Genomic DNA, 26,196 nt, shown 5'->3' on the forward strand with positions numbered 1-26,196 from the left:
GTAGGGATCCCGGTCCCCGCCCGACTACCTGCCCCATCAGGACCGTGAGGCACTACACGAGGGGGCGAGTCCCCCCGGGGCCGTTTCCTCTTGGGGCAGTTCCTTGCTGCCTACGGTGATCGTCAGACGCGATACTCGCGAGGTCACAGATCCAGACGATCGCCACATCGAACCCGGAGACACACGCAGACGACTGGTCGGAGCGCAGACCCTCCTGGACACTTTCCCGATACCGGCGGCCTCAGGATGGCCTCAAATCATGACTCTGTCGCAGCACAGCGGACCAGACGGGGCTCGCCAGCTACGCACCTGCTCCCATTCGTGCAGGTCAGACGGGTGTCAGTCGACGCAGACCACCCCGGCCCCAAACCCACAAGCAGCGGATTCAGTCCGTTCAGGCAAAGTTGACACTCCGACACCCAAAAACAAACGTTTCCGCAGGTCAGAGACCTGCGCAGGTGGGGCGGGTGGGACTCGAACCCACGGCCGACGGATTATGAGTCCTTTTCTGATCTTCCGATCACGGCCGAGCCTTGCCCACATCTTCCCATTTCCGCAGGTCAGCGGGACGCATCCCGTCGGACCTGTCCATGGCCTTCCTGGTCCTTCCAGATCCTTCCGTCCACTGCGCGTCCACTACGACTCGACCACGGGCCATTCTGCGATAGCCACGCGGACCTCACCGAGGGCAAAGGTGCAGGCAACGGCCTAGGTTCCGAACGGGCGAGCAGCGGAGTGCCTTACCGATGAAAAAGGGCTCCGCCCTCTTCGCCCGAGGGTGGAGCCTGACAACTTCCTCGCAGGTCAACCGGCGATCACAGCCTATCCGCCTTACTGCAGCGACCGAAACTCCAGCCTGGCTTCGTGATCTCGCGTCCGAGGGCGATGGCTGCCGCCTCGCACTCCTGCGTCCCAGTGCGCTGCTCACCGGGGCTGCGTATGGGTCGGTCAAGGTGGTGGGGTGTGCGGGCCTACCGCGTCGTCGACTTCGTGCGCCCGCAGATACACCTGCGCGGCCTCGGGGTCGCCACGTTCATGGAGAACATCAGCCAGGTCTCGCAGCGCCGCGTAGAGCTCGTACGAGGGATCGCCATGGTGTTCCTCGCAGTACCGTACAACCTCCCGAAACCGGGACTCGGCCTGCTGCAGTCGCCCGGCGCGGGCCAGGGCATGGCCGGTGTTGGCGGTGATCTGCCGCCAGCCGTGCTCGCCAGGGCGTGTCAGGGCGGAGGCCTCCTGCAGCAGGTCGGCGGCACGCTGGTCGGCGTCGGGCGGCCGGGCCGGATTGTCCTCCCGTAGTAGGCAAGCCGCGTAGTCGTTGAGCACCTCCACCAACGTTTGGACCACAGCCGAGTCGGAGCTGCGGGACGCCAGGCCACGCATGATGGACAGTGCCTCGCGGTGAGCGGCCTCAGCTTCCTCGTAGCGTTTCCAGGACTCCAGCATGCTGCCCAGGATGTTCAAGCTGCCCGCGTATTCCTCATGGTCGGTGCCGACGCTGGCGCGAGTGACCTCAAGCGATTGCCCCATCACGGCGACTGCCTGGCCAAACTGGCGGTCAGCACGCAAGGCCATTGCTTGGTTGCCCAAATAGATGGCGTACTCGATGGGATCGGGCCTGCCGGCTCGATCGGCCAAGGCGAGCGCCCGCTGAGAGGTCTCGATGGCCGTCGATGCGTCGGACTCTGCCTCTCTTCGGTAGACGGAGGCCCGGTCCAGTAGGTACGCGGCATCCTCCAGTCGCACGCCGAGCACGTCCGCGTGCGCGATCGCTGCCTCCAGATGGGCCAGTCCCTCCTGCCACAGGGCCCAGGAACCGTGGAAGTGCGTGTCGGGTGGCAGTGCCGCACGCAGAAAACGCAGTGTGAAGGCCACTGCGGACCGCGCGGACCTGTCGTCGAGCGTGCGACGCACGGCGTCTTGGACGGCTTCTGCGCAGGTCACGCCGTCCACGTCAGCGACCACTAGGCCCCGTACGGCCAGGTCATCGACCGCTTGCCGTACGGCGGCGGGGTCGCGTACCGCCCGGCGCAACGGTGAGGGCAGACCCTCCCAACCGGTAACCAGGAGGACCAACGGTAGGGGGCGCGGCGCCAGGAAGCCGAGCACTGTCAGCAGCTGGCGCTCCTCAGACGGGCGGCTGGACAGGCGGTCCCACTCGTAGGCGAAAGCCGGCTCTGCGAGCGGGGTCTGGCTGGCGACCAGGATCCGCACGGCGTTCATGACCTCGTAGTAGAGGCGCTCGATGCCTGGCCAGGCACGCTTCAGCTCACGATTGCCTCGCAGCCACATCGTCCCGCGCACTCGCATCGCGGCAGCGGTCTTGCCACGGTCGTAGCGCCGCGATCCGCTGTCCCGGACGGGGAACATCCGTGGGAAACACGCCACCAGCTCGCCGGGCGACCCTCCCTCTGAGAGTGCGCGTTCCCACAGGACGACTACCTTGTCGGCCGATTCACCCTCAGGCTCGGTGGCCAGTGCAGGCAGGCCATCGCGCAGTCGACCCACCGCGGACAGCACGCGCTCAGTGATCCACTTCCCGCGGGCGACCGCCTCGGCAGCAGGCCCGGCGCCGGCGAACGCTGCATGCGCGGCGACGTCACGCAGTGCCCGGCGCTCTTGTGCCGCATCACCTTGGGCGCGTGCTCGCATGACCTCCCGCACCAGCAACAGGGCGTCGAGAAACCCACCTTCTTTGAACCACACGTCCTGGCTGAAGGGCCGAATCTCTCCGGACACTGCCGCACCCCTGCCGACTCAGCACCGCGCATCCTGCCCGGATGCTCTGCCATTAAGGGTTTCATAAAGGAGCCACTATTTTCATAGGCGCCCCAAACGCGACGCTGAGGGCATGGATGACATACGGGAGCGTCCGCCAGGCCCGTCGGGGGGCCAGATGCCCAGCGGAGGCGAGATACGGGGCGAGACTGAGAACGAACGCGCAGCAACCCAAGGGTGGGGCGCCACGTTGCGCATCGCGACCCTTGTGCTGGCCCGCGGCCTGGCGGTGCGTCTTGCAATGCAGCGCCGTGGCTATGCAGGCCGGTGGGCAGTCGGTGGAACGGCCGCTGCGGCCGCGCTGGGCCGGGCACGTGGCTGGTGGTAAGCCAGGCGTCGCAGGCAACAGAGAGCAATAGTCAAGAGTTGTGGATGAGGCCTTCCGGCGCGGTGATCTCGGCGGCCGTAAGCCGGGCGTTTTCGCGCACCTTCGAGGCGGTATTGGCGGACAACGACGCGGCGGTAGCCCCCAGTGTGACAACATCAACGCATGGGCATCTTCGACTCCATCGCGCGTGGCCTCGGTAGCCTCCGCCCGCTGTCCGACGCGGAACTCGAAGAGGAGCGCGAGGCGCTGCGACAGCGTTACGTATCTAGCGGGGATGACAACGAGGCGTCGAAACTCTACGACGAGCTGCACCGCTACGACGAAGAGATGACGCGCCGTGCAAACGAGGCCTATGCCCGCGAGAACCCGAACCCACCAGAGCCCAGGCATCGCGAGCACGGGTGGTACCTGCCGAACGACGACTAGGGCGGGCGTCTTCAGGCAGCGAGTAGGCGCTTCTGCACCCTCGAGAGGGTGTTCTCCGACCAGCGTGCGCCGGTAGGAGCAATAGTCAAGAGTTTTGGGTGGGGCCTTCCGACGCGGTGATCTCGGCTGCTGCGAGCCGGGCGTCTTCGCGCACCCGTGGGTCGGGGTGGTGGAGGAACGGCTCGATCAGCGGCCGGGCCCGCCGGTCGTGGGTGGCGCCGAGGACGTAGAGGGCGTATTCGAGGAGCTCGTGTTCCATCGTCGGCATGGCGGTCGCCAGCGGTTCGCCGAGGTCCAGGGGCAGGCGGTGGTGGTTGAAGTCCTCGCTGATCGAGTTCAGGGCGGACTCGCGGACCTTGGTTTCCGGTTCGATGCCCTGGAACGCAGGCTCGACGTACCGACGGGAACAAATACCGACGTCGAATCGGCTCGTATCTGGTTGCGGTGGGCACGCGAGTACGTAGAGACGCCGGACCCGCTGACACAACTACCGACTATGCCGTCTGGGCTGGCGTTCGAGCCTGAAGACCTCAAGCCATACCTCAATGGTTGTAGTCCGTAAGGACCGGAGGGGCGCACGGTGGGGTGGGGATGACTTCGATCGAGCGGACCGCGTATCCGCGGTTCAAGCGGCTTATCACCGCGCGCGAGTTGCATGTGTTCTTCACGTCGTTAGAGGAGGAACGTGCATGAGCGGAGGAGGCCGCAGACTTCAACGAGCACCAGCTCGCGCAGCTGCTGGCGCTGAAGTCGTACCAACGCATGGCTGCTTCCCCAACGCGTACGACGTGCCCAACCAGGTGAGCTACTGCGCCAGGCGGCAGAGCTCCCTGTAGCCCGGTTCATCCGTTGTCAAAACCCCAAGCATGCTCGCCCGTTCGGGAACTAGGCTGCGTGGATGGCACGATCGTGGACCCGGCTGCACGAATTCCTCGGCCACCCGCCGGGACCGGTGACATACGAGATGGTCGCCGAATCCGTTCAGCGCAAGCTCGGCGAGAGCGACGACCTGGACTGGAAGGAGGCCCTACCAGCCACCTCGCCAGTCAAGGGCGAGTGGAACGAGTTCGCCAAGGACGTCGCCGCTATGGCCAACACACGCGGCGGCCTGCTCGTCTACGGCGTCAGCGACGACATCGCGATGGTCGGCATCGACCTGGACGAGGTCAACGACAAGCAGCTGGGCCAGTGGCTGCGCGTCCATCTGCAACCCACAGTGAGCGGAGTGAGCTACCTCAAGCTCCCGGCTACCGACGGCACCGGCAAGGACATCCTCGTCGTCGACGTCCCGGCCAGTGAGATGGCGCCGCACTTCCTCTACGGATGGCAGCAGAAGGACAAGGACAAGACCACCTTCAACGCCCCCTTCCGGCACCGTGACGACACCGACTACATGGCCGAGCACCAGATCGCGCTTGCGTTCCGGGAACGCTTCGCCCGCCAGGCGGCCGCCGAAGCCGCTTTGAACCAGCACGTCCAGCACGTCACGGACCTCGTCCTGGGAGAGTCGGAAGCCCCTGCGGCATGGCTGGTCGTCGCCGCACGGCCCACACGTCCCATCCCCAGGATGGTGCCACCGCTGTCCCGCTCGGAGGCGCAGCATGTCATGTACCAGAGCGGGCAGCGCGCAGAGGCCCTACTCGCTGACGCCGTACCGATGCCCCGGCTACGGGTCCCCCAGCTCTTCCATGATCTCCTCGACAACAATCCGCGCAGGGGCCTGCGCCGCTGGGTCGACACCAACATGCTCGTCCCATCCCGCGCTACGCGCCGACGCGGCGTGCTGGTGGAGCTCCATCACGACGGTACCGTCGTCACTGCCGTCGATCTCTCCCACAACGCCCTGCCGGCGCCGCAGTCGGAAGTCGTACTGCCAGTGGCCACGCCGGTACTCACCAGTGCTGTCTTCGAGACGGTCGCACTCGTCCACGAGCTCCGACTGGCGCTGCGCATGGACGCTCCCATCGAGCTTCGGGCCGTTCTCGGGACGCAGCGCACTGGACTCTTCCGCTTCACTCCAGTCGTCCTCGGCCACAGTCGCCCCGAGGTAGCCGAATGGGCACGGCAGCCCTCCGCCGTGCAGCCCGCCCACAGCGACCTGGCGCCCTTCGCCGACGATCAAGCCCTCACCGCCGGTGCCACCGAGCTCGCAGAAGGATTGTTGCACCAGTTCGGACTCGAAATCATGCCGACGTGAGGCCATCGGCACGCACGGGAGTGACCGCCAGGTCCACGGAGAGCGTGGGGTTCCGGTTTCAAGGGACCTTCACGAAGTAGCGCACGTGGTCAGTCGCGCTGCTGCGGAAGGCGGCGGTGAGCGAAGACTATGTCCCTCACGCGTTCTACAGCGGCTGGGGCGATGCGGGCCAGTACGGGCAAGGCGTGGTACCAGCCGTCGCCAGCGAGCGCGCTTGCCGTGAACTGTCGGGCCTCCTGCGCCGTTTCCGTTATGTCGGGCGGGATCTGGGCAATGGCGAGTGTTCGAAACGTATCGGTGAAGGCTGTGCTGGTGGATGCCGAGACGGCGCGGATGCCTGACGGTGTCCGGGTGAGATAGCCGGCCACGGCCGCGAATGCCTCGGCACGGTCGTAGGGGACGTTGTGTCGGCTTGCGCGATGGCGTGCGGCATCGAGGTTGTCGAGTGCCGCGTGGGCGATGGCGATGGCCCCGGTCGGCAGCCCCCATGGGGCGTTGCCGGTCGACTTCTCCTCCCACGACGTCAGCGTGTTGCGGGCGATGTCGCGTTCTTCCCGGGCATGCAGGAGGAGCACCGTGAGGAGGTCCTCCGTATCCAGCCAGGTTTCGGATTCCTTGAGCTTTAGCGCCACGTGTTCGGCGGCTTGGTGAAGGCGGCCAGCGCAGTTGGCGTCAGCATCAGCGATGGCGGCGAAGAGCTCACCGAGCTCGGCCATACGTCCGCTCCAACCACGCGGTGATGAGTCTGCGGTCAGAAGACGTTCTCGTTGACGGTCGATGAGGTCCACGGCGGTGGCCGGGTCGTAGGACCGCAGCCCGGCCGCGACGGCCACCAGCGCGCGCTGCCTTCTGTCGTGATCCGCCGGGCCGGTCTCCTCGGCGAGGGCCAGGGCACGGTCACGTTCGCCGACGTAGGCCAGGGCCTGAGCAGCGGCGCCCTTTGCGTCGGCCACCTCCCGGCCCGGAGCGCCGTCGAAGAAGGAGAAGTTGTCGGCGCCTTCCAGCGTCCGGGTATGGTCGGCAGCCTCGCACGCCAGTCGTCGAGCATCCTCGCGATGCCCGGCCGGTGAGGCTGTGGCGGCTGCCGCAGCGAGCGCCTGCACTTGCTCGACAGGGTTCCGCAGACTCCGTGCCAACTGCGCGCCGTCACGCTGCCGGCCGATGGCCGAAAGTGCGGCGCACAATGAGATGAGCCAGGTCTCCCGTGGCTGGTTGCGCCGGGTGCCTCGATCTTGGGGAGATCCGAGTGCTTCCAGCGCCTGGGACAGCAGCCGACTCGCCTCGTCGGGCTCGTTACGCTCCGCGAGTCGGTATGCCTGCTGAGCCAGCGTTTGTGCCGATGGTTCCTCGCCCGGGTCGTCGAGGCCATCGGCGAGCGTGGCCCGGGCCCCGGCGAGCGTGTCCATACCCATTAGCCCGATGTGCCTCTCCTCCGGCACGCAAGCTACGAGACTGTGTGCGCGGTCCACCGAGCCGGTGTCCACCAGGGCCCGTACGACGGCGGTCAGCATGGGGCTGAGGAGCATGGTCAGATCGGGTCCGTCGTCGGCCGACAGGGCATCGGGGTCTCCCAGCGCAGCCTCCAGGCGTTGTGCCGCCCGGTCAGCCAGGGTGTTCGCCTGTTGCGGGCGGGCGGTGGCCAGGGCCGAGGCTGCGGAAGCGTCGACGGCGCAGGCGGTGAGACGTGCGGGGAACGCCTGGGTGTACTGGCTGATCCGTTCGTACATCCGGTCGGCTTGTTCACCTTCGGCGGCCGCGGCGACGGCGGCCCATGCCGACACGGGCGCGCTCGGATCGGCGGGAGAGCCGTCGGCCAGCTCCTCGGCATACCGCTCGGCCTGCTCCAGCAACTCCTGAGCCAAAGCGGGGTCGTGAGACTGGGCTGCGAGGGCGGCCCGGGCCCCCACAGTGGCCCCGGCTTCGTCGCCGGCTGCTGCCGACGCCCCGAGCTTGCCAAGCAGTTCGCGTCCCTGTCGCAGCTCGCCGACGGCCATGAGTGCTACGGCGGCCTCCCCGGTGGCCTCCTCCGCCTCCTGCTCATCCCCGCTTGGCGGAGCACTTTCCCGGCGAGCCCGCTCAGCCCATCGTGCGGCCTCCGACGCCGCCTCAACGGCGTGCCGGTCGTCGATTCCGACCAGCACATGGGCCAGCTTCGCCAGCCGGACAGCCTTTTCTGCCGGAAAGGGTGCGACGAGCGCAAGATCCATGGCGCGCCGAGCGTGTCCCAGCCTGGCGAACGCCACCGGGACATCTGCTGGCAGAGCCCTGGCCCGCTCGGCGAGCATGGCCGAGGAGGCCGCCAGCACCGTCAACGCCACCAAGTCGTCGGGACGATGGCCTCGGACCGTCTGGGCGGTCAGCTCGATGTGGGAGAACGCCGTATCCAGTGAGGCGCGCTCCAACAGGGCACGTTGATGATGCGGGTCGAGGGCGATCTCGGTCAGCCGCTGGATGTCACCGACGCTGTGCAGCATGCGCGGGTAGTCGTAGAGCAGGTAGGACGGAGTATCGGACGGCCAGTCCCGGGCGCGAAAGCCATCCGCCCACTCGTGCAGCTGCCTCTCGAACCCGGTCACGTCGCCCAAGGCAGCCAGGGCCTCCCGACGAAGCTCCTCGTGGCCCAGCGCATGGGCGTGCGAGACGGTCGGAGAGTCGGACACGAGGACCTGGCCGTGGCTGCCGGGGATGAAACTGCGGCCGGTGATCCCCCGCAGGAGCCTGTCCACCCGGTAGGGGCGAACGCCGACAAGATCGGCCAGGTCGGCGGCCGTGAGACTGCCGCGGGCCGCGACCAGCAAGCCGAGGAGGGGGACTCCGACCTCCTCATCGTCCAAGAGCCGATGCAGCTCATGCCGGGCGAAGGCGCTGATGCCCGGAGCGTGAGACCAGGGATCAAGCGTGCGGACGATGCCCCGGGTGCGCAGGGGATGGTCAGGGGGAACGTCGTCCGGAACGGGCGGGCTCGGCCGGCCGGTGACTAGCACCCGCATCCCGCCTGGCAGGACCTTCGGCAGCAGGGCGGCGATGCTCAGCCCGTCGGTTGCGGGTCCCTGGTCTTCATCGAGGCCGTCCACGATCAGCACCAGGCGCTGACCCCGGCCCTGGCATGCCTCCGCTGCGGCTCGGCAGAGGTCGGGGAAGTCCTCGGGACTGCTTCCCACGGTTACGGCGTCCCGCTGGGCGACCGCCGCCAGTTGCCGCATCACCGTCTGGAGGAATCCCTGCCGGTCGTTGCGGCCCAGGCGATCGGTGACGAAGCAGGACACGATCTCCACGCCGTCCGGCCGGTGCCGGAGAACGAAGTCGGAGAGCAGGGCGGATTTGCCCGCCCACGCAGGCGCCTGCCACCACCCGTAGGCGGATGTGTCAGGGGAATCCGCTGCGGTACAGAACGCGCTCAGTTCCCGTAGCTCGGCATCCCTATCCAGTAGCTGCACGGGAAGGATGTACTGCTCGATCCAAGCGGCGTGGCTCTCGTCTCCCCGCGGTGACGGCTTCGCAGGCGCGAGAGACGAACGGAGTGGCTGGGCGTCATCCAACAGGGTGCGCCACCAACGCGTGTCACACAGCACATTCGCCCAGGTGCTCCACTGCTGGACCACGGCGATCAGTTGCTCACTGCTGCTCAGATCCGGAGTCTTGGCTCTGTTCCAGTCGGGGTTCAGCCACTCCGCCAGGCGCCGGTCGACCTTCGAATCACGGCCGCCGACCGCACGGGCGACAGCACGACGCGAATGCTCCTGCCCTGCCTGACGGCGGGCGGCTTTGGCTTTGGCCTCCAGAGCCCGCAGCGCGTCGTAAAGCTCACGAGCCTTGGATGACTCCCCCACCTACGCCGCCTTCCCATAGCGCCCGCCGCCGCCCGTCTGCCCGCCTCAGGGCACAGCGGGCACGGCAATGACCAGGAGCGTAGAGGCACTTCGCCCGCCCTGCCCGCCCTTTGGGACATCCACCACCCTCACGCGGCAGGGTCATCCCTGTCCGGCCCACCGGCCGGCGGAACCGAGGAGAGGAACGCATGAACATGACCACGCCCGTAGCCCGCAAGCTGGGCCGTGCCGCGCTTTTCAGTCTGGTCCGTGGCGCATGCTGGGCACTGGGCTCAGCACTCGTGGCGGGCATTGTGTGGTGGATCCAGAACCAGTAGCCGTTCAGCAGGAGGGGCGCCTGGGCCGCGCGATGGCGCCGCGCGGTTCGTTCGTGTGGGCATGGTTCGCTTCCCTGCGGGGCGGCCCCGGTGGCCTGCTGGCCGGGGCCGCGAGGGCGGTCAGAGGGCGTGGAGCGCGAAGCCTCCCAGATAACCACTGGAAAATGGGTGCCGATCAGCCTGCCGAACATGCCCGGCCAGCTGATTGTTCCGGCAGAAATGCCGTTCGTTCGTCCGCAGTGAGATCCCGGTTTACGTTTTGGCAGATGGATCGGATTGCGGCGTCGGGCTCAGGTAGGACTGAGTCCCACAGCCGTGCAGTCTGGTCTGAGCTGCCGGTGGCGAGGATGCGCCTGTCGGGGCTGAACGCGACTGCCCAGACCGAGTCCGTATGGCCAGCGAAGGTGGTGAGCGCCCTGCTTGTGGTCATGTCCCACAGCCGTGCAGTGCGGTCTTTACTGCCGGTGGCGAGGGTGCGTCCATCTGGGCTAAACGCCACGGATGTCACAGCGTCCGTGTGACCCGTAAGCGTTGATCTGGTCTTCCCGGTAGCCGCGTCCCACAACCGCACGGTCTTGTCAGAGCTGCCGGAGGCAAGGGTGTGCCCGTCGGAGCTAAACGCCACCGATGTCACAGCGTCCGTGTGACCCGTAAGCGTTGATCTGGTCTTCCCGGTAGCCGCGTCCCACAACCGCACGGTGTTATCGGAGCTGCCGATGGCGAGGATGCGACCGTCAGGGCTGAAAGCGACGGAACTCGCCGAGAAGCCCGCCCCATGACTGACGATGAGTGTGGTGCGGATATGTCCGGATGAGAGGTCCCACAGTCGTACTGTCTCGTCGTTAGCGCACGTGGCGAGGGTGCGTCCGTTGGGACTAAACGCCACCGAAGTCACTGCAGCTGTGTGGCCCGTTAGCGTGAGGCGAGTCTTCCCAGTGACCGGGTCCCACAAGCGTACGGTCTTGTCAGAGCTGGCGGTGGCGAGCGTGTGTCCATCTGGGCTGAACCTCACGGCCCACACAGCATCCGTGTGGCCGGTGAGGACGGATCGCGTCTTCCCCGTCTTCGGGTTCCACAGTCGGGCGGTGTGGTCGTCGCTGCCGGTGGCAAGGGTGTCCCCGTCAGGGCTGAACGCCACTGAGCCGACTGGCCCGGTGTGGCCTGTGAGCGTGGCGCCGGTCTTACCGGTGGTTGCATTCCACAGCCGCGCGGTGTGGTCATCACTGCCGGTGGCAAGGGTGGCCCCGTCAGGGCTGAACGCCACCGCCTCAACTGCGCCGGTGTGACCGGTGAAGGTGGCTCGAACGTCGCCGGTGGCCACATCCCACAACCTAGCGGTTTGGTCGGCGCTGCCGGTGGCAAGGGTGCGGCCGTCAGGGCTGAAAGCGACCGCCCACGCCTGATCGGTGTGGCCTACCAGCGTCTTACGGCCCTTACCAGTGGCCACATCCCACAATCGGACTGTCCGATCAGAGCTGCCGGTGGCAAGGGTGCGTCCGTCCGGGCTGAACTTTACGGCCCAGACAGCATCTGTGTGGCCTGTGAGTACGGTTCGAGTCTTACCGGTGGCCACGTCCCACAACCGGGCCGTGTGGTCCTTACTCGCGGTGGCCAGGGTTCGCCCATCAGGGCTGAAAGCCACCGAGTACACCCAATCGGCGTGACCGATGAGGATGCTACGGGTCCTGCCGGTCATTACATCCCACAGCCGGACCTTATGGTCCTTGCTCGCCGTGGCCAGAGTTCGCCCATCAGGGCTGAAAGCGACCCAGCTCACCCAATCTGTGTGACCGGTGAGGATGCTACGGGTTCCGCCAGTCGCTGCATCCCACAGCCGGACCGTATGGTCGGTGCTGCCAGTGGCAAGGGTGCGGCCGTCGGGACTGAAGGCTACCGACCAAACGGCATCTTTGTGTCCAGTGAGGATTGCCCGGGTCTTCCCGGCGGCCACATCCCAAAGCCGTACGGTGCGGTCCGTGCTGGCGGTGGCCAGGGTGTGACCGTCCGGGCTGTAGGCCACTGAGAACACCTCAGCCCTGTGGCCGACCAGACGCCGGCTCAGGGGGAGCCCGGCGGCGTCCTGCAGGCTCGCAACGGCTTCGGGGGTATGGCTTGCGCGGTACGCATAAATGGCCAGTAGCGATGCCAGATCGGGATTCTTGTCGATGAGTGTGTTTGATTCCGCAGCGAGTTGCCGGGAAAAACCTGCTCGTCGTGCGGCTTCGGCTGTACGCCATTGCCACAATGCCCCCGCTGCCGCGACGAGTGCAATAGCCAGCAAAGTAGCGAGGATGATGTTGATTCGCCTGCTACTCCGGATGGCCGCCTGTTGGCGCTGCTTGCTGGCAGTGAGGAAGGCCGTGAGTTCGCCCGGCAGGGGGCGCCTGCGTGACCACTCGAGGCCTTCTGCGAGTGCCGTACCGCCAAGTAGGTCTCCTGGGTCCGACGTTGCTGCCCAGCGAGCGTACCGATCGCGGGTGCGGTTGAGCCATCCTTGGAATCTGCGGTCTTGGCTTACCCACTCGCGCAGTGTGCCCCAGTCACGAATGAGGGCGTCATGGATCAGTTCGGCCACTGGTTGGCCACTAGGGGCGTCGGGGCGTTCCGGGGCATGCAGCGTTTGAGTGGTGATGATGCGTTGGTGAGCAAGGCCAACGATGACGTCGTTTACCGTGCTTCCGCTGCTCGCATTATCAGGATCGGCAGCCAGGTCGCGCAGTTCATCAAGAGGGATCTGCGCCCGTACGGCGGGTACGTTGCGGGCAGGGTCAGCAGGATGTACCAGAGAGGTCAGGATCCTCCGCGCGATGGGCAGTTGCTCTGGGGTCAACCCACTGAGGGCGGTGTCACACCAAGTGGCGAGGCTCCCGCTGACCGCTCCGATGCGTCGGTAGGCCTCATGGGTGAGGTATCCGTCGCGGCGCCTAACCCACAACTGACTGAGTGCCAGTTCCAGCAGGGGCAGCACGGTGACGGACGCCTGGCATCCTACTGCTGTCTCGGGGCTGGTCGCCATGACGTCGTTGACGATCTGTTCCGGCAGCCCTGGTTGAAAGTGCAGTCCCACATCCCGGGCTGGCAGGGTGACGATGTCGTGCAAGTCCTGCTGGCTGAGGGTGGCCGGCACATTGAGAAGGCCGGGCATAGCGGCTTCCAATAGCTTGGGGGTGAGGGAAGCCAACTGCGGGTAGAAGTCGTCCCGCATGACGAGGATCATGCTGAGTTCAGCCAGCGAGTCGACCGCAGTGGTGATCTCCTCCGCGGCGGCCAGAGGATCCTGCTGCCCAATCTCAGCCATGAGTTCTTCGAACTGGTCGATGATCAACAGGACGCGCTCATAAGTGGGTTCTGCTGCGAGTTTGCGGCTCACCGCTGCGGCAATCCCGTGAGTGGTGACCCCAGGTATTCCGGCACGCTCGATTTCCGTCAGCAGGTCCCGTCGCGGCCGAACCAGGACTGGCAGCCACCGATCACTGCCGGGCAACTCACCCGCCGCCACGGCACCCACGACTCCCGCTTGGATCAAGGACGACTTTCCCGAGCCGGAGGGACCGAGCAGCAACGTGAGACGCCGCTGCCGAGCCAAATTCGCAACGACCTGCCGGACTGCGTCCTTGCGGCCTTCGAACCATCGAGCCTGATCGGCCGTGAACGGCTCCAGCCCCCGGTAGGGGCACACATTCTGCACCGCAAGTTCCGGCAGCGTTCCACGGAGCACCTCGGTCGGAGTGACGTAGGCGATGCCCTGTCCCCGTTCGTATGCGTCGGGGGCCGTAATCTCGGTGAGCATGCCAATGACCAGGCCGGTCACCTCGTCAACGACCGGTGCGCCGCTAAAGCCCGTAGTGAGGTCATTAGCAGCGGTCAGCTGCAGATGTGCCCCCGCGCCCGCGACGCCCGGCAGTAGATCACCGGCCACCGCGAAGCCGAAGTGTCCCTGCGGCGGTGCCTGGGCGGGGAAGCCGAAGGAACGCACACGGTGGCCGCGGGAACCGGCTGCGGAACCCAGCGGCAACGGCCTCATGCCAGACGACGTGCTACTCAGACGGATAACAGCAAGGTCGTCATGCTCAGGACCACTCCAGCGTTCATTCAGGACGTGTCCCTCGGCCTGGTGCTCGCCCTGCAGATGAGGGAAGGCAAGCTGCACCGTCTGCCCCGGGCCACCGATCGCCGCCTGCACGACGTGAGCACAGGTGACCAGGAGGCCCTTGGCGACCAGGAAACCCGCCCCGGCCACGCTCCCGTCCGATGCAAGGATTTGAGCGACAGCAGCGGGCAGCTCCGTCACCGCGCCCCCGCCTGGCTGCTTACCGGGGCTGTTCACGACTCAGACCGGATTTTCTTCTGCGTGAGGATGACCGGTGTCGTTCTTCTTCCACGCCAAGGTCACCCGCAGATGGCAGCTGGCCTGACTCCTGGTGATCACCGCGCCAGCCTCGGCCGCGAGGTCGACACCGAACTCGACCGAGATCTCTTCCGGGCGAGCCTTGCGCAGCTGGTCGAGCGTGGCACGAGCCGCCTCCGTGATCGGCTCCAGAGCCCCTTGCAAGGTCCGCGGCAGCTCATGGACGGCATCGCCAATGCGACCGGCCTTCACCGGCCCCTCCACCGCAGACGCCGACTCCTCGAGCAGAATGCAGCCCCCGTTTTCCAGCCGTATTCGAGCCAGGGTTGCCATACCGCTTCCTTCGACGTTGACGAACGTGGACAGGCTTGCTCCCTCGTCTCGACCAGCTTTACCCGACGGGACACATGTGGCAGCCCGGAATAAGCCGTGTGCATGAGAACGTCGAGTGGTCTCGCGGAGGGCATGCTTCACGCGAAGCTCTGTTTGACCTAGCCCACAGTAGGTGAGGGTGATTTACCGGAGGCCGTTGGTCGCTGATGGCTCGTGCGTGGTGGCTATCGGGAGCCGGATACTTCGACGTCCGCGTCGACCTGGTAGCACGCCCCTGTAACTACCAGCGAACCATCGCGCGTCCGCCGACGCACGAGTCATCGTCGTAGGGGCGAGAGGGGCATGCCGACAGAACCCGCGGCGCTGGAAAGCGGTGGCCGCGATTGGAGTCCAGGGCCGCCGCTGCTTCCCTCAGTTCGTGAGAGGGCCGTTCATCTGCGACCGGTCCAATCGCTCGGCCTTCGCCTTGCGGGCAATGGGGAGGAGGGCCGTGGAATCGACTCCGTAGTTGATGGCTTCGTGGAGGGCTTCAGCGAAGTCATCGTCGGGGTCGAGGGTCAGGGCGCGTTTGAGGGCGTAGCGGGCGGTCGGGATGTCGTCCTGCCGCCAGACGACGGCGGCGAGGAGGGTGAGGGCGGCGACGACTGCGCCCTCGTGCGGGGGGATGGCGCGGCGGGCGAGGAAGGCCCACAGGCGGCGGGCGTGGGGTAGGTCGTCGTCCTCGATATTTTCGAGGCCGTGGTCTCGGGCCCATTCGTCGTTGAGGCCGAAGATGAGTCGGGCGGTGATGTCGTGGGCGAGTTCGGTGGCGCCGACGCGGAAGTCGCGTATCGCGGTCTCCAGGAGCGCGTGGGTGGCTTGCAGGTACGTGTCGCCGGCGGAGGGGTTAGCGCAGTACTGGGCCCAGGCTGCGCCTTCGTTGTCGAGGGTGCGGCGCAGGTCTGCGGCGTCCTCCGGTTCTGTGGGCTGGAACTCTTGGGTGATCTCGCTGGTGCGGCGGCCGGGAATCCAGCCGTGGCGGGCGAGTTGTGCAGCGACGCTGGTGGGGTCGTCAGGGTCGGGGAGCGGGTCACCCTCGCAGCATCCGGGGAGGTGGCACTCGTATGCCCACCAGCGGTTGTCCACGAGGGCGACGGTCGACGTGACGGGGGCTCGGCCGAGGTTGGTGAAGGCGTCGACGAAGTAGTCGGCCAGGGGGCGCAGGGTCTCGGCGGTCTCCTCGGCGCTCTGGCCGAGGCGTGGGGTGCGGCAGAGGAAGACAACGATGTCCAAGATGTCGTGGGCTCCGTGCTCGTGTGTGATGTGGATGAACTTGGCCGCGAAGGCTGCGGCGGTTGCCTGCCAGGTGGCGGGGTCGTCGGGGAGCGAGAGGGTCATGGTCGGCCCGGTGCCGGACTGGGTGGCGATGCGGCCGTGGAGGGCGATGCAGTCCTCGGGCTGGTGGCCGACGAGGAAGGGCAGGAGCTGGGCGAAGTCGGCGGGGCCGTCGACCTTGATGCGAGGGTCTGGCGTTTTCACTTCGGGGTGCCTTCCTTCTGGGTGGCGTGGGCTTGCTGGGGCCGGTTGCTGGTTTCTGGGGCGGGCCCGTACGTGGTTGCGCGGATGCGTTTGGGCTTGGTGGTGAGGGAGCGGATGAGCCCGTCGCGCAGGACGGCATCGATGGCTGCAGCGATGTCGTCGGTGTGCCGGATGGGGATGGTGCGGTGCCAGGTGCGGCCGGGCTGAAGGCGTGCGTCGTTGGCGGCCTGGGCCTCGGCCTGTTCTGCCGCCGTACCGTCGGGGACGGTTGGCAGGTGGGGGCCTGCGGCGATCCAGGTCTGGATGATCAGGTCGCCTCCTTGGAGGCGCAGGCCGATGCGGTGGCCTTCGGGGTGGGTGTAGCTGGCGGTGCGGTCGGGTGTGTCGGTGTCCTCCTTGGTCCAGGGCGGTTCGAGGTCGGGCGCGAGTTGGTTGAGCGGGTGGGCGAGGCCGGTGGGTGGAGGCTGGGCGAATGCGGGGAGGCGCCTGCGTGGGGCGGGGGTGGCACGTGGTCGTGCGAGGTCGTTCTCGTCGCTCATGCGGAGGTCGCCCCCTTCCCGGAGATGAGGTCGGCCACGAGACGGAAGGCGCGGCGGGAGGCGACGATGGTGTTTGCGGTGTCGACGTAGCGGTCGCGTTGCTCGAAGGAGTCCTTGGCTTCGGCGAGGGTCTTGGCGTGGCCGCCGTCCTCGAGGGCGAGGCTGTCGGCGCAGCCGATGAAGCAGTTGGGGCGGAGGTCCCAGATGATCGCGTTGACGGCGGCGCATGCTGCGGCGAGGGCGTCGATGTCGTTGCCGTACCAGTGGTAGTCGTGTGGGTTGAGGCCGATGTCGCGCAGTCGTTGGGCGACGGAGCGGAGCATGGTGCCGGAGCCGACGGTAGGTTCACGGATAGCCAGGTCTGGTTGGGCGAAGTCCTTGTCGACGAGCATGTTGGCCAGCAGGTCAGTGACGCCGGGCGGCGTGTGGTACTCGCCGCGCCACTTCTTGTCGCTCTTGTGGCGCAGGCCGGTCAGCAGCGGGCTGAGGACGTCGGTCTCGGCGCGCATGTACGGGTCGTCGTGACCGGTGAGGTCCAACAGGCCCTGGTTGAGGGCCCGGTGGGTGACGGCCTGCACGGCTTGGAGCTGGTGGGGGTCGGGGTCGGGGTTCCAGGCCCAGTCGTGCAGGCGTACGGCGCGGTCGATCAGGTCGGGGCGCTTGAGCCAGTAGCCGAGGTAGATCTCCTTGAAGAGCTGGGGCAGTTCGTGCGGCTCGCGCGCCATGATCCAGTCGGCCAGTCCGTTGCCGGTCTCCTCGGGCTGGCGCAGGAGTGCTAGCGCGGCGACGGTGCAGAGGGGGACGTCGATGCTGCTGCCGCCGTGGCTCTGATACCAGGCGTCGATGACGTTCTCGGCGATCTTGCGAGCGTGCTCGTGCGGATCGCGCGGCGCGAGGATCTTGCGCCAGGTGGTCTTCGCGGGGCGTACGGCTGCCTTGGATTTCGGAGGGGCCTTCTTTGCCCAGCTCGGTGCGGGGCGGGCCGCGGCAGGTGCTGCCGCCCGCAGCAGGAATATGTCGTCGTCGGGCACGGGGGCTCCTTGGGGTGCGCGCATGGGGCCGCCCCGGTGCGCGGGGCGCGGCCGGGGCGGCGTGAGGGGGATGCGATGCCGGGGTTCAGTCGGCCTTGTGTTGGGCCTGGAGCTGGGCTGCGAGGCCGCGTATCTCGACGGCGGCGGCCGCCTCGGGGTGACCGGTGTGGCGCAGGCCGGTGGCCAGGAACATCAGGGCCAGTTCGTCGACGCCCATGTCGGCGGTGAGTTCCTCGAAGCTGCGATGGCGCAGGCAGGCGGGGCGGTGGGCGTAGCCGGTGCGCAGGGTCTTCTCGATCTCCTTGAGGACGTCGGCGGCCTGTTCTTCGGTGAGGTTGAGGAGAGAGGACCAGGCGTTGAGGGTTTCGTCGTCGACCGGGAGCTTCACGGTGCTGGGGCCTTTCTGGAGGGCGTCGCCCACCCGCCTAGTGCGGGTGGGCGACGTAGGCGGTCAGGAGGGGAAGGGGTTGCTCCGGTGGTCGGGGTGGACGACGGCCCACAGCCCGGCGGGCATGGGTTCGGTGATGACGCCCCATCCGGCCCAGCGCATGACGGCGAGGTAGCCGAGGCTGCCGCCGGCGAAGCCGGTGCGGGCCTCGCAGTCGGGGTCGGGTGCGATGAAGACCCAGCCGGGCAGCTCGTCGCAGGAGGGCAGGACCTGGAAGCCGGGGCGCAGTTCGTGGATGCCGTCGGTGACAATGGGCGGCAGGCCGGCGGCGTCGAGGACGCGGATGGCCTGCTGGATGTGGGCGTGTTCGTGGTGCTCGGGGAGGGTCCCGACGCCCTTGCGGATGGCCTGTCGGGGCGGCTTGGTGCCCTGGCTGGCGTGGTAGATGTCCATGAGGAGCAGGGCGTCTTCGATGCGTCCGGCGTAGCGCAGGGCGAGGTTGGCGACGACGGCGACCACGTGGCGGTCGCCGCCCATGAGGCGCCGGAGCTGCTCGTCGGTCAGGTCCTGGAATTGGTTGGCGCGTATGACCGCGTGGGTGCGGGATGCCGTGCGCAGGGCGCGGGCGACGTATTCGGGTTCTGTGCCGATGTGTTGGGCGAGGGTCTGGATCCCTCGGGTGTAGGTCATGGGGGGTCTCCAAGAGGGCGCTTGCGCGTATGAGTGCGCCCCCGGCCGTGGGGCCGGGGGCGCAGGGTGATCTGGGGGTTTGGTGGTTGCTAGCGGCGTCCGCCGCATCCGGCGTGGCCGCAGCCTCCGCAGAAGCCGCCTCGGTTGCACGCGCACGGACAGCCGCTGTTCTGAATCCGCATTTCCAATCCCCTTTCCAATTCGGCCATTTCCGAATTGCTTACTTATATCTTAATGGCAAATACCCCAGAAGCAATATCCACCAATTCGAATTCGCATTTATTTTCCGCAATTCAATTTCCTTGATTGGCGGATGCCGGAATGAGGTCTGGCCACTACACGGCTTCGAGGGCGCGGCGGTGGGTGTCGGGGACCGGCACGGTGGGGTAGCCGAGCCATTCGAGGCCCATCACGGCCCCGACTGTGTTCGCCCCACGTCGTTCACTGGCTAGAGGCGCGGAGAATGCGGGAGCGAGGAGCATGCATGTTGGCCTGACGAGTGATCAGGCGTGCAATCGGGTACACCCCCGCCGTGACGGAGCAGTCCGAGCAGTCGCCGGAGCGGGCGGGGCACCGCCCACCGAACTGTTTGACGTTCGAAGTGCTGACCATTGAGCTGCGTGAGGCATCCGATCCTTGCCCCGTTTGCTGGCCGCCGGCACAGCCCCATGCGCGTCGTCGGCTGGCCGGTCGCACGCGGCGCGTTCGGCGGAATCCGGCACCGCCCGAACCTGAGGCGCGTCCGGCGCCTGCGGACCTGCTGGAGTCCCCGGCTCCTCCCGCCCCCAAGCCCCGCCCGAAGCCGGGTGAGCTGACGTTGTAGGACCGGCCTACCGGCCGAACTGCACGGCGAGGCATCCGAGTCACCCAGCATGGATGCCGTGTGTTCACCGCTCGTCCTCCGCCCGGGCGGCCAGGTGCTGGGTGATCAGCCGGTCGGCGTCCCGGAGGGCGGCGTCCTTTTGCCTGGCGGTCCATTCGCCGAAGCAGCCTTCGACCGGCCCCCACAGGTACCAGCCGGTGTCGTGGTAGCCGTCCTTCGGGTTCCTCTTGTGGTGGACCAGCTCCCACCAGCCGTTGCGCCAGCGCCACAGGCGCCGTGGTTCGGCGTCGGGCAGCCATCCCGCGCGTTCGACCAGGTTCTGGAAGCGTGCCAGGTCGACGCGCATCAGGGCGTGGTCGCGGAGAGCGTCCTGCTCGGGCTGGGCTGATGTTGCCGGTCGTTGGCTGAATCGGTGGTTGAGCTGAGCCGCGTCGTCCAACCGCTCGGCCTGCTGGTCGGCGGGACTCTGGGCGCGTTGTCGCGCCGAGAGCCACGCCGAGCGGTAACGGTGCAGGCGGTTGAGTGCGACGGCGAGTTGATCGCTCGACCGGTCACGCTGCCCTGCTACGCGGCGCAGGACGGTGGCGGCGCCGGCGGCGGAATGGGCTTCAAGCCACTGGGCGGTGGCTTCTATCTCGGTTCCCACAGGGTGGTTCATCAAGGGTTCCTTCGGGCGGCCGCCGCCCCCGGCGCACACCGGGGTGGCGGCGTGGTGTGGGGGGTTACGGGCGGGGCTCCGTGAGGGCGTTGTTGCGGGGCGTCTTGGGGGCCTTCTTGATGGAGTTGCCGGACTCGGGCATGTCTGCGCGGCCATCCACCAGGTCCTGGAAGCGCACGCCGGGGCGGAACTTCACGACGCGCGAGGCGTCGACGACGACCGTCTCGCCGGTCTGCGGGTTACGCGCGCGGCGCTTGGGGCGGCGGCGCGCGAGGAGAGTGCCGAAACCGGTGACCGACACTGCATCGTCGGCGGCGACGGCGCGCACCATGACGTCGAGGACTGTCTCCACGGCCTCGGTCGGTGTGAGGTGGCTTCCGCCCTTGTCGGCGACGGCCTGGATGAGCTGGGCCTTGTTCACTGGTCTTCTTCCTTCACTTCGTAGACGGAGCTGGGCAGTTGGGGCGGTGGGCAGGGATCACCGGGGAGGGCACGCCACCTGGCGGGGAGGGCGTGGAGGCCGAAGCCCGGATCGACGGCGGCGACGACGTGGTCCACGGCGTACTCACTTCCCGCGATCTTCAATATCTGTTGCAATGATGTCTCCTATCTTTTGGGTGTGTGGGGCCCGTCGCTTCGCGCGTCTGGCGGCTTGGGCGAGTCGTGCGGCCTCCCGGCACAGGGAGCAGGCCGTCTCTCCGCGCCGGTTGTGGGCGCGGGCGCCGGCCTCGGTGCCGTGGGTGATGGGCGAGGTAGGTTCTGCGAGTTCGGCGGGGTCGGCGTTCTCGCAGGTGGCGCGGATCTCGCCGTTGAGCCAGAGCCGTCCGCCGCAGATCCCGTCGAACTTCGAGCGGCGCGGCAGGACGAGGCTGATGCACGCGGAGCGGAACGGGCACTGCTGGCAGACCTGCAGCAGCTGCTGTGTCTGCGCTGCCCTGAGCGTGTCCTCGGAAACGTCGTCGGGGGTGAAGCGCCCGTCCCCGCCGCATGGTGCCTCGCGGACCCACCAAGGGCTGCTCATCTGGTGGTTCTCCGGGCGGCTACGCGGTCGGGGGCAGCGGCATCAGCCGTATCTGGCTGCTGGGGCTGATGCCGTACGGGTGGACGTAGTCACGGGGCAGGGGCATCAGGTGCCGGTCGGCCAGGGCCGGGAGGGCGAACATCTGGCTGAGCAGCCGGGTGAGGACGGTGTCGCAGTCGGCCAGCCATCCCGGCGGCGTACGGACCGCAGTGCCGTCGTCTGCTTCGCCTGCGAGGATCTCGATGATCCGGCCTCCGGCGCTGCGGGCGTCGACGACGACCGCGGTCGCGTCCGGGTGGTGCTCGCGCACCAGCTCGGCCACGCGGGCGGCCCGGTCGGCCGGGGGCAGCTCCAGCAGCCACGAGTTGCCCTCGGATGCTGAGTTGCGGTGGACCGACGCCCACGCCGGGGAGCTGTAGGGGGCGAGCGCCGTCTGCACGTCGGACTCGATGGCGTCCGCGATGGCGTCGAGCGGGTGCTCGGCGCCGCCCTCGCCCTCAAGGTTGGACCACAGTTCGGGGCACGTCCCCACCGGGCTGGTCTGGGCGCCCAGCACTCCGTGGAGGTCGAGGGTGCGTGAGCCGTAGTAGGCGTAGGTCACGTAGACGGCCTCCGGGCAGGCGGCACGGATCTTCGCACTGATGTGGTCGAGCACCGCGAGGCAGTAGGCCTTGTCGATGCGGCGGCGTTCGGCCTCCAGTGCGCCCCGCTGCTCGGCGAAGCGGGCGAGTTCAGCGATCTGGTCAGGTGTCATGGCAGGGGTGTCCTTTCTTCGGGGTGGGGGTCAGGCCAGGACCGGCATGAGGCGTTCGCCGAAGTAACGGGCGACGTTGACGCTCACGGCCTGGCCGGCCTGCATGGTCACTTCGGCCTTGTTGCCGACGGGCTCGAAGGTGTCGGGGAACCGCTGTGCCGCCAGCTGCTCGGGCGGCTGGATCATGCGGAAGTGGCAGTCCTCGATGGCGGGCGCGTTGCGTACCACGGCCGCCGAGTCGCGGGTGGTCATGGTGTGCAGGGGCTCGCCGACGGTCTTCGGCGCGCTGCCCTTGCGGTAGGGGATGACGAGCGTGTTGCGTTCCCGCTCGCGCACAGCCGTCTCCGACATGACGAGTCCGTGATGGCGGGCGCCGGCCAGGGTGCTGATGGGATTGGACACCGGTGCGGCGTCGCAGTTGTTGCGGAACTCCACGATGAACGGGGCGGGATCCAGGGTCACCAGGGCTTCGCTCTCCCGCGTGGTGCGGGTGCGCATCGGCCCTTCCACCGGGTACGGGGTGTCGTTCCAGGAGCCTCCGACCGGTACGAACAGGGCTTCGCCGATCTTGCCCGTCCTCGCTGGCAGGGGGCGTTCGTGCGGGCCGAAGGCCCGGTCGGTGCCGTCCTTGCCGTGGGTGAGGGTGATGACGCTGGGCTCGAAGGGGTACTTGGCCCGTCCGGCTTCGATGCGCCGCATCGTGTTCTCCACCAGCGGCCGCTCCCGGTCGCCGATGCGGGTGCCGATGTTGTCCCACTGGATGATGTCGGAGGCGGGGCGCACGTAGGGCTCGACCAGGGCGTGGCCGCAGCTGGTGTTCGGGCAGCGGTAGTCGTACTGCTGGCCGTACTTGCCGACCTTGACCTTCGGATTGCGCCAGCTCTGGCGGGCCTTGACGTCCCGCCCGCACGCGAAGCAGTGTGCCCGCGGTCGCGGGGCCAGATCCGGGCGGCGCACGCTCTTGAGCGTGAACACGATGTACACCCGGTCGCGCCACTGGGGTGCGTAGGGGTTGGTGTCGGAGCCGATGTGTGCGGAGGAGGCGGAGACGATCTGGACGCGGTAGCCCAGCTTCCTCATGGACCTGATCCATTCCGGGAAGAAGGGCCAGTCGGTGACGAACTCCACGACGTTCTCGACCACGACGCAGGGGAACTTCTTGACCGCCGCCGCGCCCAGCACGCACCAGGCGGTGGCGCGGGTCATCTCGAAGGCTTCCGGCGGCAGTTGCCGCCACTGCTCCTCTTCCTCGAAGAGGGCTTCCTGAGCGGGGTCGGGCGGGCGGCGGCGGCCGCCTGCGGGGCTGATCTCGGTGCAGATGACGGAGGCCCACAGGATCTCCGCCCTCGGCAGCCAGCGCATGGGGTAGTTGCGCAGGTCGGCCACCCGCCCGGTGGCGCCGGGGAGGTTGAGCTCGAAGGTGTCGATGGCGGTTTGCCAGTGGTTGATGCCGAGGAGGATGTCGAAGCCGGCCTCCTTCAGGCCGAGGGCGTCTCCGCCTGCTCCGCAGAGCAGGGATATGGCACGGGGCAACGGGATGGATCTCCAGGGGTGGGGCCGCCCGGTCCGGCGGGGCCGGGCGGCCATTGGTCAGGACTGGTCAGGAGCGCGGAGCGCGGTGGTGGCGGCTGTCCTCGATGCCGAGGGCGATGAACGCCGTGAGGCCGAGGAGCAGGAGGATCAGCAGCCAGATCACCGGCGGCGCTCCTCAGCGGGCATCGCGCCAGCCGTTCACGTAGGCACCGACCTCCTCGGCGAGAGGTTCGATGGACAGGTCGCCGGGCGGTTCGCCCTCGCCGGTCGTGGTGTCGTAGATGACCTTCGAGGTGCCGTGCGTGTTGTCGACATGCTGGGCCGTCCAGCCGCCGAGCTCAGTGCGGTCGTCGTGCCAGGGCAGCGACGTGCGGCCCGCGATGGCGATGTACTGCTCGCCGTCGGCGGTGAGCGGGACGATGATGTTCAGCTCGTTGCCGGGCCAGTCCACGCCGACCTCTGTGCAGTGCTGTTCGAGGGCGCCGATGACGTCGGCGTACAGGGCACGGGCCTTGGCCTCGTCGGCCCGGCGCAGAGTCTCGACGGCGCTGAGGTAGTGGAGCGTCATTGCGCGCCCTCCGGGTCGGTGCTGCGGGTGACGCGGACGGTGGCGATGTAGCCGTCCTTCTCCAGCACCGTGAGCGGGTAGCCGTCGGGCTCGGGCCGCACCCAGACACGCTGGTAGCCGTCGACGGCCGCGAGGTGATGGCACCACTCGAAGTAGCGGGCGACGGCCATCCCGGGCGTCTCGCTCGCTCCGCCCTGGCTGGTGTTGAGGCCGTAGGGGGCGCAGTAGGTGGCCGATGCGGTCAGGCGGGATGCCAGCTTGGGGGCGTTGAGTGCGTCGATGCGGGCGAACATCGGCAGCAGGCCCGTGTGGCAGTGGCGCTGCGGGCCGCCCGGCGCGGAGTCGTACAGGACGGTGTGCCGTGCGGGGTTGTCGATGTCCCGGCGCAGGACCCGCCAGCCGGTGACTTCGGCCGGATCGAGGGGCAGTCCGTGTTCGGAGGCGATGATCAGTTCGGTGCCGTCCGTCAGGTCCGCGCGGATGAAGGACTCGTCGCTGACGTCGACGTCGGTGATCCAGCCGAGGTAGCGCAGTGGCGTGATGACGTGCCAGTAGCTGCGGAAGAGCTGGCCCCAGAGCGGGTGAGGCTGGTCGTGGTGGTCGGGCAGTGCCGCGATGGTGGTCATGCAGGTCTCCAAGAGGGGTTGTTGCGGGCGGAACCCTCGAAAGGGGAGCCGTCGATGCAGATATGTCACCTATCTCTGGGGAAATGAATTCACCCGACTACGGGCGGCTCCGAGGCGGGGAGGGACTCCACTCGCCACATCCGGCCGTCGCCCGTGACGACGTAGCCGACGGGGCGGTTGTGGCGTCGCAGGACGACGGCCGCACCCTGTTCGCTGGCACTGATCGAGCGCGTCAGCTGGTACACGCCGACTCCGGCGCACTCGACGGAGCAGAACAGCCCCTCACCGAGGATGGGGGCGGCAGGTCGTCCGTGGATGGTCTCGGCGACGACGAGGTAAGCCGTCTCTGCGGGTTCGCGGTCTGCGGCGGTGTTCATGCGGTCTCCAAGAGGGTCGGGTTCGAAGGGGTTTCAAACCGATTACTTATATCTTATTCGCACGCATGGAGGCGTCAATGATGGTGATCTTTGAAGTCTCTTATCTGCCAGCGGAGTTGGCCTGTCGGGTGCGGCCCAGGCGAGCGAGTTCCCGGACCCGTTGGCGGGCCATCTCAAGCGCCACCGGGTCGCTCTGGGCAACCCGCCGCTCCTGCTCGGCGAAGAACTCCCTCAGCCACGCCTGCTGGGCCATGCGCTCCCGCTCGGCGGCCTCGCGCTGAGTCCGTTCGCGACGGGCGCGCGCGTTGGTGCCACACCCCCGGCAGCCGACGACGGGCTGCGGATGCGCAGGGCAGCCGGACAGTGGCTGATCCCCGGCCTGCTCGCGCTCCTCTCCCTCTCCCCCGGTGCCCGCCGCGGGGGTAGGGGGGTTAGGAAGGCTGTAGGAAGAAGAAGGAAGAGAAGGGGTTCCCCTGGGGGAACCCACTGGGTCGCCGTGGGGGAACCCACTGGGTTGCCCTGGGGGAACCCTCTTTTGTCCATCGCCAGGGTTCCCCTGGGGGAACCCTGGCTCCTGTCCGGCCGCCGAGGCCGCGCGCGCTGCCTCCCGGGCGGACACGTCGTCGCGGGTCCGGGCTGCCGTCGACGGTTTGCCCCGCAGTGACGGCTCCCGGGCCAGCCGGGGGTTTCTCGGCGCACGCTGCGAGGCACGGTGCCGTTCGATCAGTTCCTCGGTCGACGGGATGGGCGGCACGCCGTAGGGGAAGACCCGGTATTCGGCGCGCCGTCCCGCCCGGCCGATCTCGGTCCTCTCCACCAGGCCCAGGCCGACCAGTTCGGTGACGACCGTGATGACCTGGTTCTTGCCCACGCCCGCCCAGGCCGTCATCCGGTCCAGGCCGGGTCGGGCCAGGCGTGTCTGGTCGTCGGCGGAGTCCGCGATCTTCATCAGGACGAGCTTCTGCGTCTTGTTGATCACCTCCTTCGGCAGGTAGGCCGCCACCACCATCAGTTGGATGCTCACCGGTACCTCTCCATGTCACGTCCGGGTACGGGCCGCACTGGGGGTAGGGGCAGTGCCTGCATCGGGCCCTGCCCCTTGCCTGGAGTGCG

The 26,196-nt window shown here is 67.8% G+C and carries 23 protein-coding genes; 3 read left to right on the top strand and 20 right to left on the bottom strand.

Annotated elements, in window-relative coordinates; translation table 11 throughout:
* Positions 1-948: 948 nt before the first annotated feature.
* Positions 949-2,739, bottom strand: coding sequence for a tetratricopeptide repeat protein (locus AB5J50_RS16655; RefSeq protein WP_369258827.1), 1,791 nt, complete (start codon positions 2,737-2,739; stop codon positions 949-951).
* Between the two features lie 529 nt (positions 2,740-3,268).
* Between AB5J50_RS16655 and AB5J50_RS16660 the strand changes: the two genes are divergently transcribed.
* The gene (locus tag AB5J50_RS16660; RefSeq protein ID WP_369258829.1) at positions 3,269-3,532 is read left to right on the top strand and encodes a hypothetical protein; all 264 of its coding nucleotides are present in this window, start codon (positions 3,269-3,271) and stop codon (positions 3,530-3,532) included.
* Positions 3,533-3,617: 85 nt separating this feature from the next.
* Here AB5J50_RS16660 and AB5J50_RS16665 read toward each other — a convergent pair whose 3' ends face one another.
* Positions 3,618-4,019 (bottom strand): HEAT repeat domain-containing protein, encoded by a 402-nt coding sequence (locus AB5J50_RS16665; protein WP_369258831.1) that lies wholly within the window; start codon positions 4,017-4,019, stop codon positions 3,618-3,620.
* 411 nt (positions 4,020-4,430) lie between these two features.
* On the opposite strand from AB5J50_RS16665, the gene AB5J50_RS16670 reads away from it, so the two are divergent.
* Positions 4,431-5,729 (top strand): helix-turn-helix domain-containing protein, encoded by a 1,299-nt coding sequence (locus AB5J50_RS16670; RefSeq protein WP_369258833.1) that lies wholly within the window; start codon positions 4,431-4,433, stop codon positions 5,727-5,729.
* Positions 5,730-5,818: 89 nt separating this feature from the next.
* Here AB5J50_RS16670 and AB5J50_RS16675 read toward each other — a convergent pair whose 3' ends face one another.
* Positions 5,819-9,559: a hypothetical protein gene (locus AB5J50_RS16675; protein WP_369258835.1), complete on the bottom strand. Its 3,741-nt coding sequence runs from the start codon at positions 9,557-9,559 to the stop codon at positions 5,819-5,821.
* Between the two features lie 194 nt (positions 9,560-9,753).
* On the opposite strand from AB5J50_RS16675, the gene AB5J50_RS16680 reads away from it, so the two are divergent.
* Positions 9,754-9,876: a hypothetical protein gene (locus AB5J50_RS16680; RefSeq protein ID WP_369258837.1), complete on the top strand. Its 123-nt coding sequence runs from the start codon at positions 9,754-9,756 to the stop codon at positions 9,874-9,876.
* 175 nt (positions 9,877-10,051) lie between these two features.
* On the opposite strand, the gene AB5J50_RS16685 is transcribed toward AB5J50_RS16680, so the two are convergent.
* The 17 genes from AB5J50_RS16685 to AB5J50_RS16765 all read right to left on the bottom strand — a co-directional run bounded on the left by AB5J50_RS16685 (position 10,052) and on the right by AB5J50_RS16765 (position 26,107).
* A complete protein-coding gene (locus tag AB5J50_RS16685; RefSeq protein ID WP_369258839.1) occupies positions 10,052-14,167 on the bottom strand; it encodes a trypsin-like peptidase domain-containing protein in 4,116 nt (1,371 codons plus the stop codon).
* Between the two features lie 39 nt (positions 14,168-14,206).
* Positions 14,207-14,557, bottom strand: a complete 351-nt coding sequence (locus AB5J50_RS16690; RefSeq protein ID WP_369258841.1) for a CU044_2847 family protein — start codon at positions 14,555-14,557, stop codon at positions 14,207-14,209.
* Positions 14,558-14,968: 411 nt separating this feature from the next.
* Positions 14,969-16,075: a DUF4192 domain-containing protein gene (locus tag AB5J50_RS16695; protein ID WP_369258843.1), complete on the bottom strand. Its 1,107-nt coding sequence runs from the start codon at positions 16,073-16,075 to the stop codon at positions 14,969-14,971.
* Positions 16,072-16,614 (bottom strand): hypothetical protein, encoded by a 543-nt coding sequence (locus tag AB5J50_RS16700; protein WP_369258845.1) that lies wholly within the window; start codon positions 16,612-16,614, stop codon positions 16,072-16,074. Before AB5J50_RS16700 ends, AB5J50_RS16695 begins: the two co-directional genes overlap by 4 nt.
* Positions 16,611-17,645: an N-6 DNA methylase gene (locus AB5J50_RS16705; protein WP_369258847.1), complete on the bottom strand. Its 1,035-nt coding sequence runs from the start codon at positions 17,643-17,645 to the stop codon at positions 16,611-16,613. The genes AB5J50_RS16700 and AB5J50_RS16705 overlap by 4 nt, the downstream gene beginning before the upstream one ends.
* Before the next feature lie 85 nt (positions 17,646-17,730).
* The gene (locus AB5J50_RS16710; RefSeq protein WP_369258849.1) at positions 17,731-18,066 is read right to left on the bottom strand and encodes a hypothetical protein; all 336 of its coding nucleotides are present in this window, start codon (positions 18,064-18,066) and stop codon (positions 17,731-17,733) included.
* Between the two features lie 30 nt (positions 18,067-18,096).
* Entirely contained in the window at positions 18,097-18,723 is a 627-nt protein-coding gene (locus AB5J50_RS16715) for a hypothetical protein (RefSeq protein WP_369258851.1), read from the bottom strand.
* Positions 18,724-19,610: 887 nt separating this feature from the next.
* Positions 19,611-20,204: a hypothetical protein gene (locus tag AB5J50_RS16720; RefSeq protein WP_369258853.1), complete on the bottom strand. Its 594-nt coding sequence runs from the start codon at positions 20,202-20,204 to the stop codon at positions 19,611-19,613.
* 64 nt (positions 20,205-20,268) lie between these two features.
* Positions 20,269-20,625: an HU family DNA-binding protein gene (locus tag AB5J50_RS16725; protein ID WP_369258855.1), complete on the bottom strand. Its 357-nt coding sequence runs from the start codon at positions 20,623-20,625 to the stop codon at positions 20,269-20,271.
* The gene (locus AB5J50_RS16730) at positions 20,622-20,801 is read right to left on the bottom strand and encodes a hypothetical protein (RefSeq protein ID WP_369258857.1); all 180 of its coding nucleotides are present in this window, start codon (positions 20,799-20,801) and stop codon (positions 20,622-20,624) included. The genes AB5J50_RS16725 and AB5J50_RS16730 overlap by 4 nt, the downstream gene beginning before the upstream one ends.
* Complete coding sequence (locus tag AB5J50_RS16735) at positions 20,770-21,225, bottom strand: hypothetical protein (RefSeq protein ID WP_369258859.1); 456 nt, start codon at positions 21,223-21,225, stop codon at positions 20,770-20,772. The genes AB5J50_RS16730 and AB5J50_RS16735 overlap by 32 nt, the downstream gene beginning before the upstream one ends.
* A gap of 19 nt (positions 21,226-21,244) precedes the next feature.
* Positions 21,245-21,979 carry a hypothetical protein gene (locus tag AB5J50_RS16740; RefSeq protein ID WP_369258861.1) on the bottom strand — a complete coding sequence of 245 codons (735 nt, stop codon included), beginning with the start codon at positions 21,977-21,979 and terminating at the stop codon, positions 21,245-21,247.
* Between the two features lie 30 nt (positions 21,980-22,009).
* Complete coding sequence (locus tag AB5J50_RS16745; RefSeq protein ID WP_369258863.1) at positions 22,010-23,512, bottom strand: DNA cytosine methyltransferase; 1,503 nt, start codon at positions 23,510-23,512, stop codon at positions 22,010-22,012.
* Positions 23,513-23,687: 175 nt separating this feature from the next.
* Entirely contained in the window at positions 23,688-24,080 is a 393-nt protein-coding gene (locus AB5J50_RS16750) for a hypothetical protein (RefSeq protein ID WP_369258865.1), read from the bottom strand.
* Complete coding sequence (locus tag AB5J50_RS16755) at positions 24,077-24,706, bottom strand: hypothetical protein (RefSeq protein ID WP_369258867.1); 630 nt, start codon at positions 24,704-24,706, stop codon at positions 24,077-24,079. Before AB5J50_RS16755 ends, AB5J50_RS16750 begins: the two co-directional genes overlap by 4 nt.
* A gap of 89 nt (positions 24,707-24,795) precedes the next feature.
* Complete coding sequence (locus AB5J50_RS16760; protein WP_369258869.1) at positions 24,796-25,083, bottom strand: hypothetical protein; 288 nt, start codon at positions 25,081-25,083, stop codon at positions 24,796-24,798.
* A 100-nt stretch (positions 25,084-25,183) separates the two neighbouring features.
* Positions 25,184-26,107 carry a helix-turn-helix domain-containing protein gene (locus tag AB5J50_RS16765; RefSeq protein WP_369258871.1) on the bottom strand — a complete coding sequence of 308 codons (924 nt, stop codon included), beginning with the start codon at positions 26,105-26,107 and terminating at the stop codon, positions 25,184-25,186.
* Positions 26,108-26,196 lie beyond the last annotated feature (89 nt).

Origin of the sequence: Streptomyces sp. R35, from assembly GCF_041053035.1 — a bacterium.
Taxonomy (GTDB): Bacteria; Actinomycetota; Actinomycetes; order Streptomycetales; family Streptomycetaceae; genus Streptomyces; species Streptomyces lutosisoli.

Bases quoted from the DNA above. Each gene is read 5' to 3' on its own strand.
- AB5J50_RS16660 (WP_369258829.1), top strand. From the start codon at position 3,269: ATGGGCATCTTCGACTCCATCGCGCGTGGCCTCGGTAGCCTCCGCCCG.
- AB5J50_RS16670 (WP_369258833.1), top strand. From the start codon at position 4,431: ATGGCACGATCGTGGACCCGGCTGCACGAATTCCTCGGCCACCCGCCG.
- AB5J50_RS16680 (WP_369258837.1), top strand. From the start codon at position 9,754: ATGACCACGCCCGTAGCCCGCAAGCTGGGCCGTGCCGCGCTTTTCAGT.
- AB5J50_RS16690 (WP_369258841.1), bottom strand. From the start codon at position 14,557: ATGGCAACCCTGGCTCGAATACGGCTGGAAAACGGGGGCTGCATTCTG.
- AB5J50_RS16700 (WP_369258845.1), bottom strand. From the start codon at position 16,614: ATGAGCGACGAGAACGACCTCGCACGACCACGTGCCACCCCCGCCCCA.
- AB5J50_RS16715 (WP_369258851.1), bottom strand. From the start codon at position 18,723: ATGACCTACACCCGAGGGATCCAGACCCTCGCCCAACACATCGGCACA.
- AB5J50_RS16720 (WP_369258853.1), bottom strand. From the start codon at position 20,204: ATGAACCACCCTGTGGGAACCGAGATAGAAGCCACCGCCCAGTGGCTT.
- AB5J50_RS16735 (WP_369258859.1), bottom strand. From the start codon at position 21,225: ATGAGCAGCCCTTGGTGGGTCCGCGAGGCACCATGCGGCGGGGACGGG.
- AB5J50_RS16740 (WP_369258861.1), bottom strand. From the start codon at position 21,979: ATGACACCTGACCAGATCGCTGAACTCGCCCGCTTCGCCGAGCAGCGG.
- AB5J50_RS16750 (WP_369258865.1), bottom strand. From the start codon at position 24,080: ATGACGCTCCACTACCTCAGCGCCGTCGAGACTCTGCGCCGGGCCGAC.
- AB5J50_RS16755 (WP_369258867.1), bottom strand. From the start codon at position 24,706: ATGACCACCATCGCGGCACTGCCCGACCACCACGACCAGCCTCACCCG.
- AB5J50_RS16760 (WP_369258869.1), bottom strand. From the start codon at position 25,083: ATGAACACCGCCGCAGACCGCGAACCCGCAGAGACGGCTTACCTCGTC.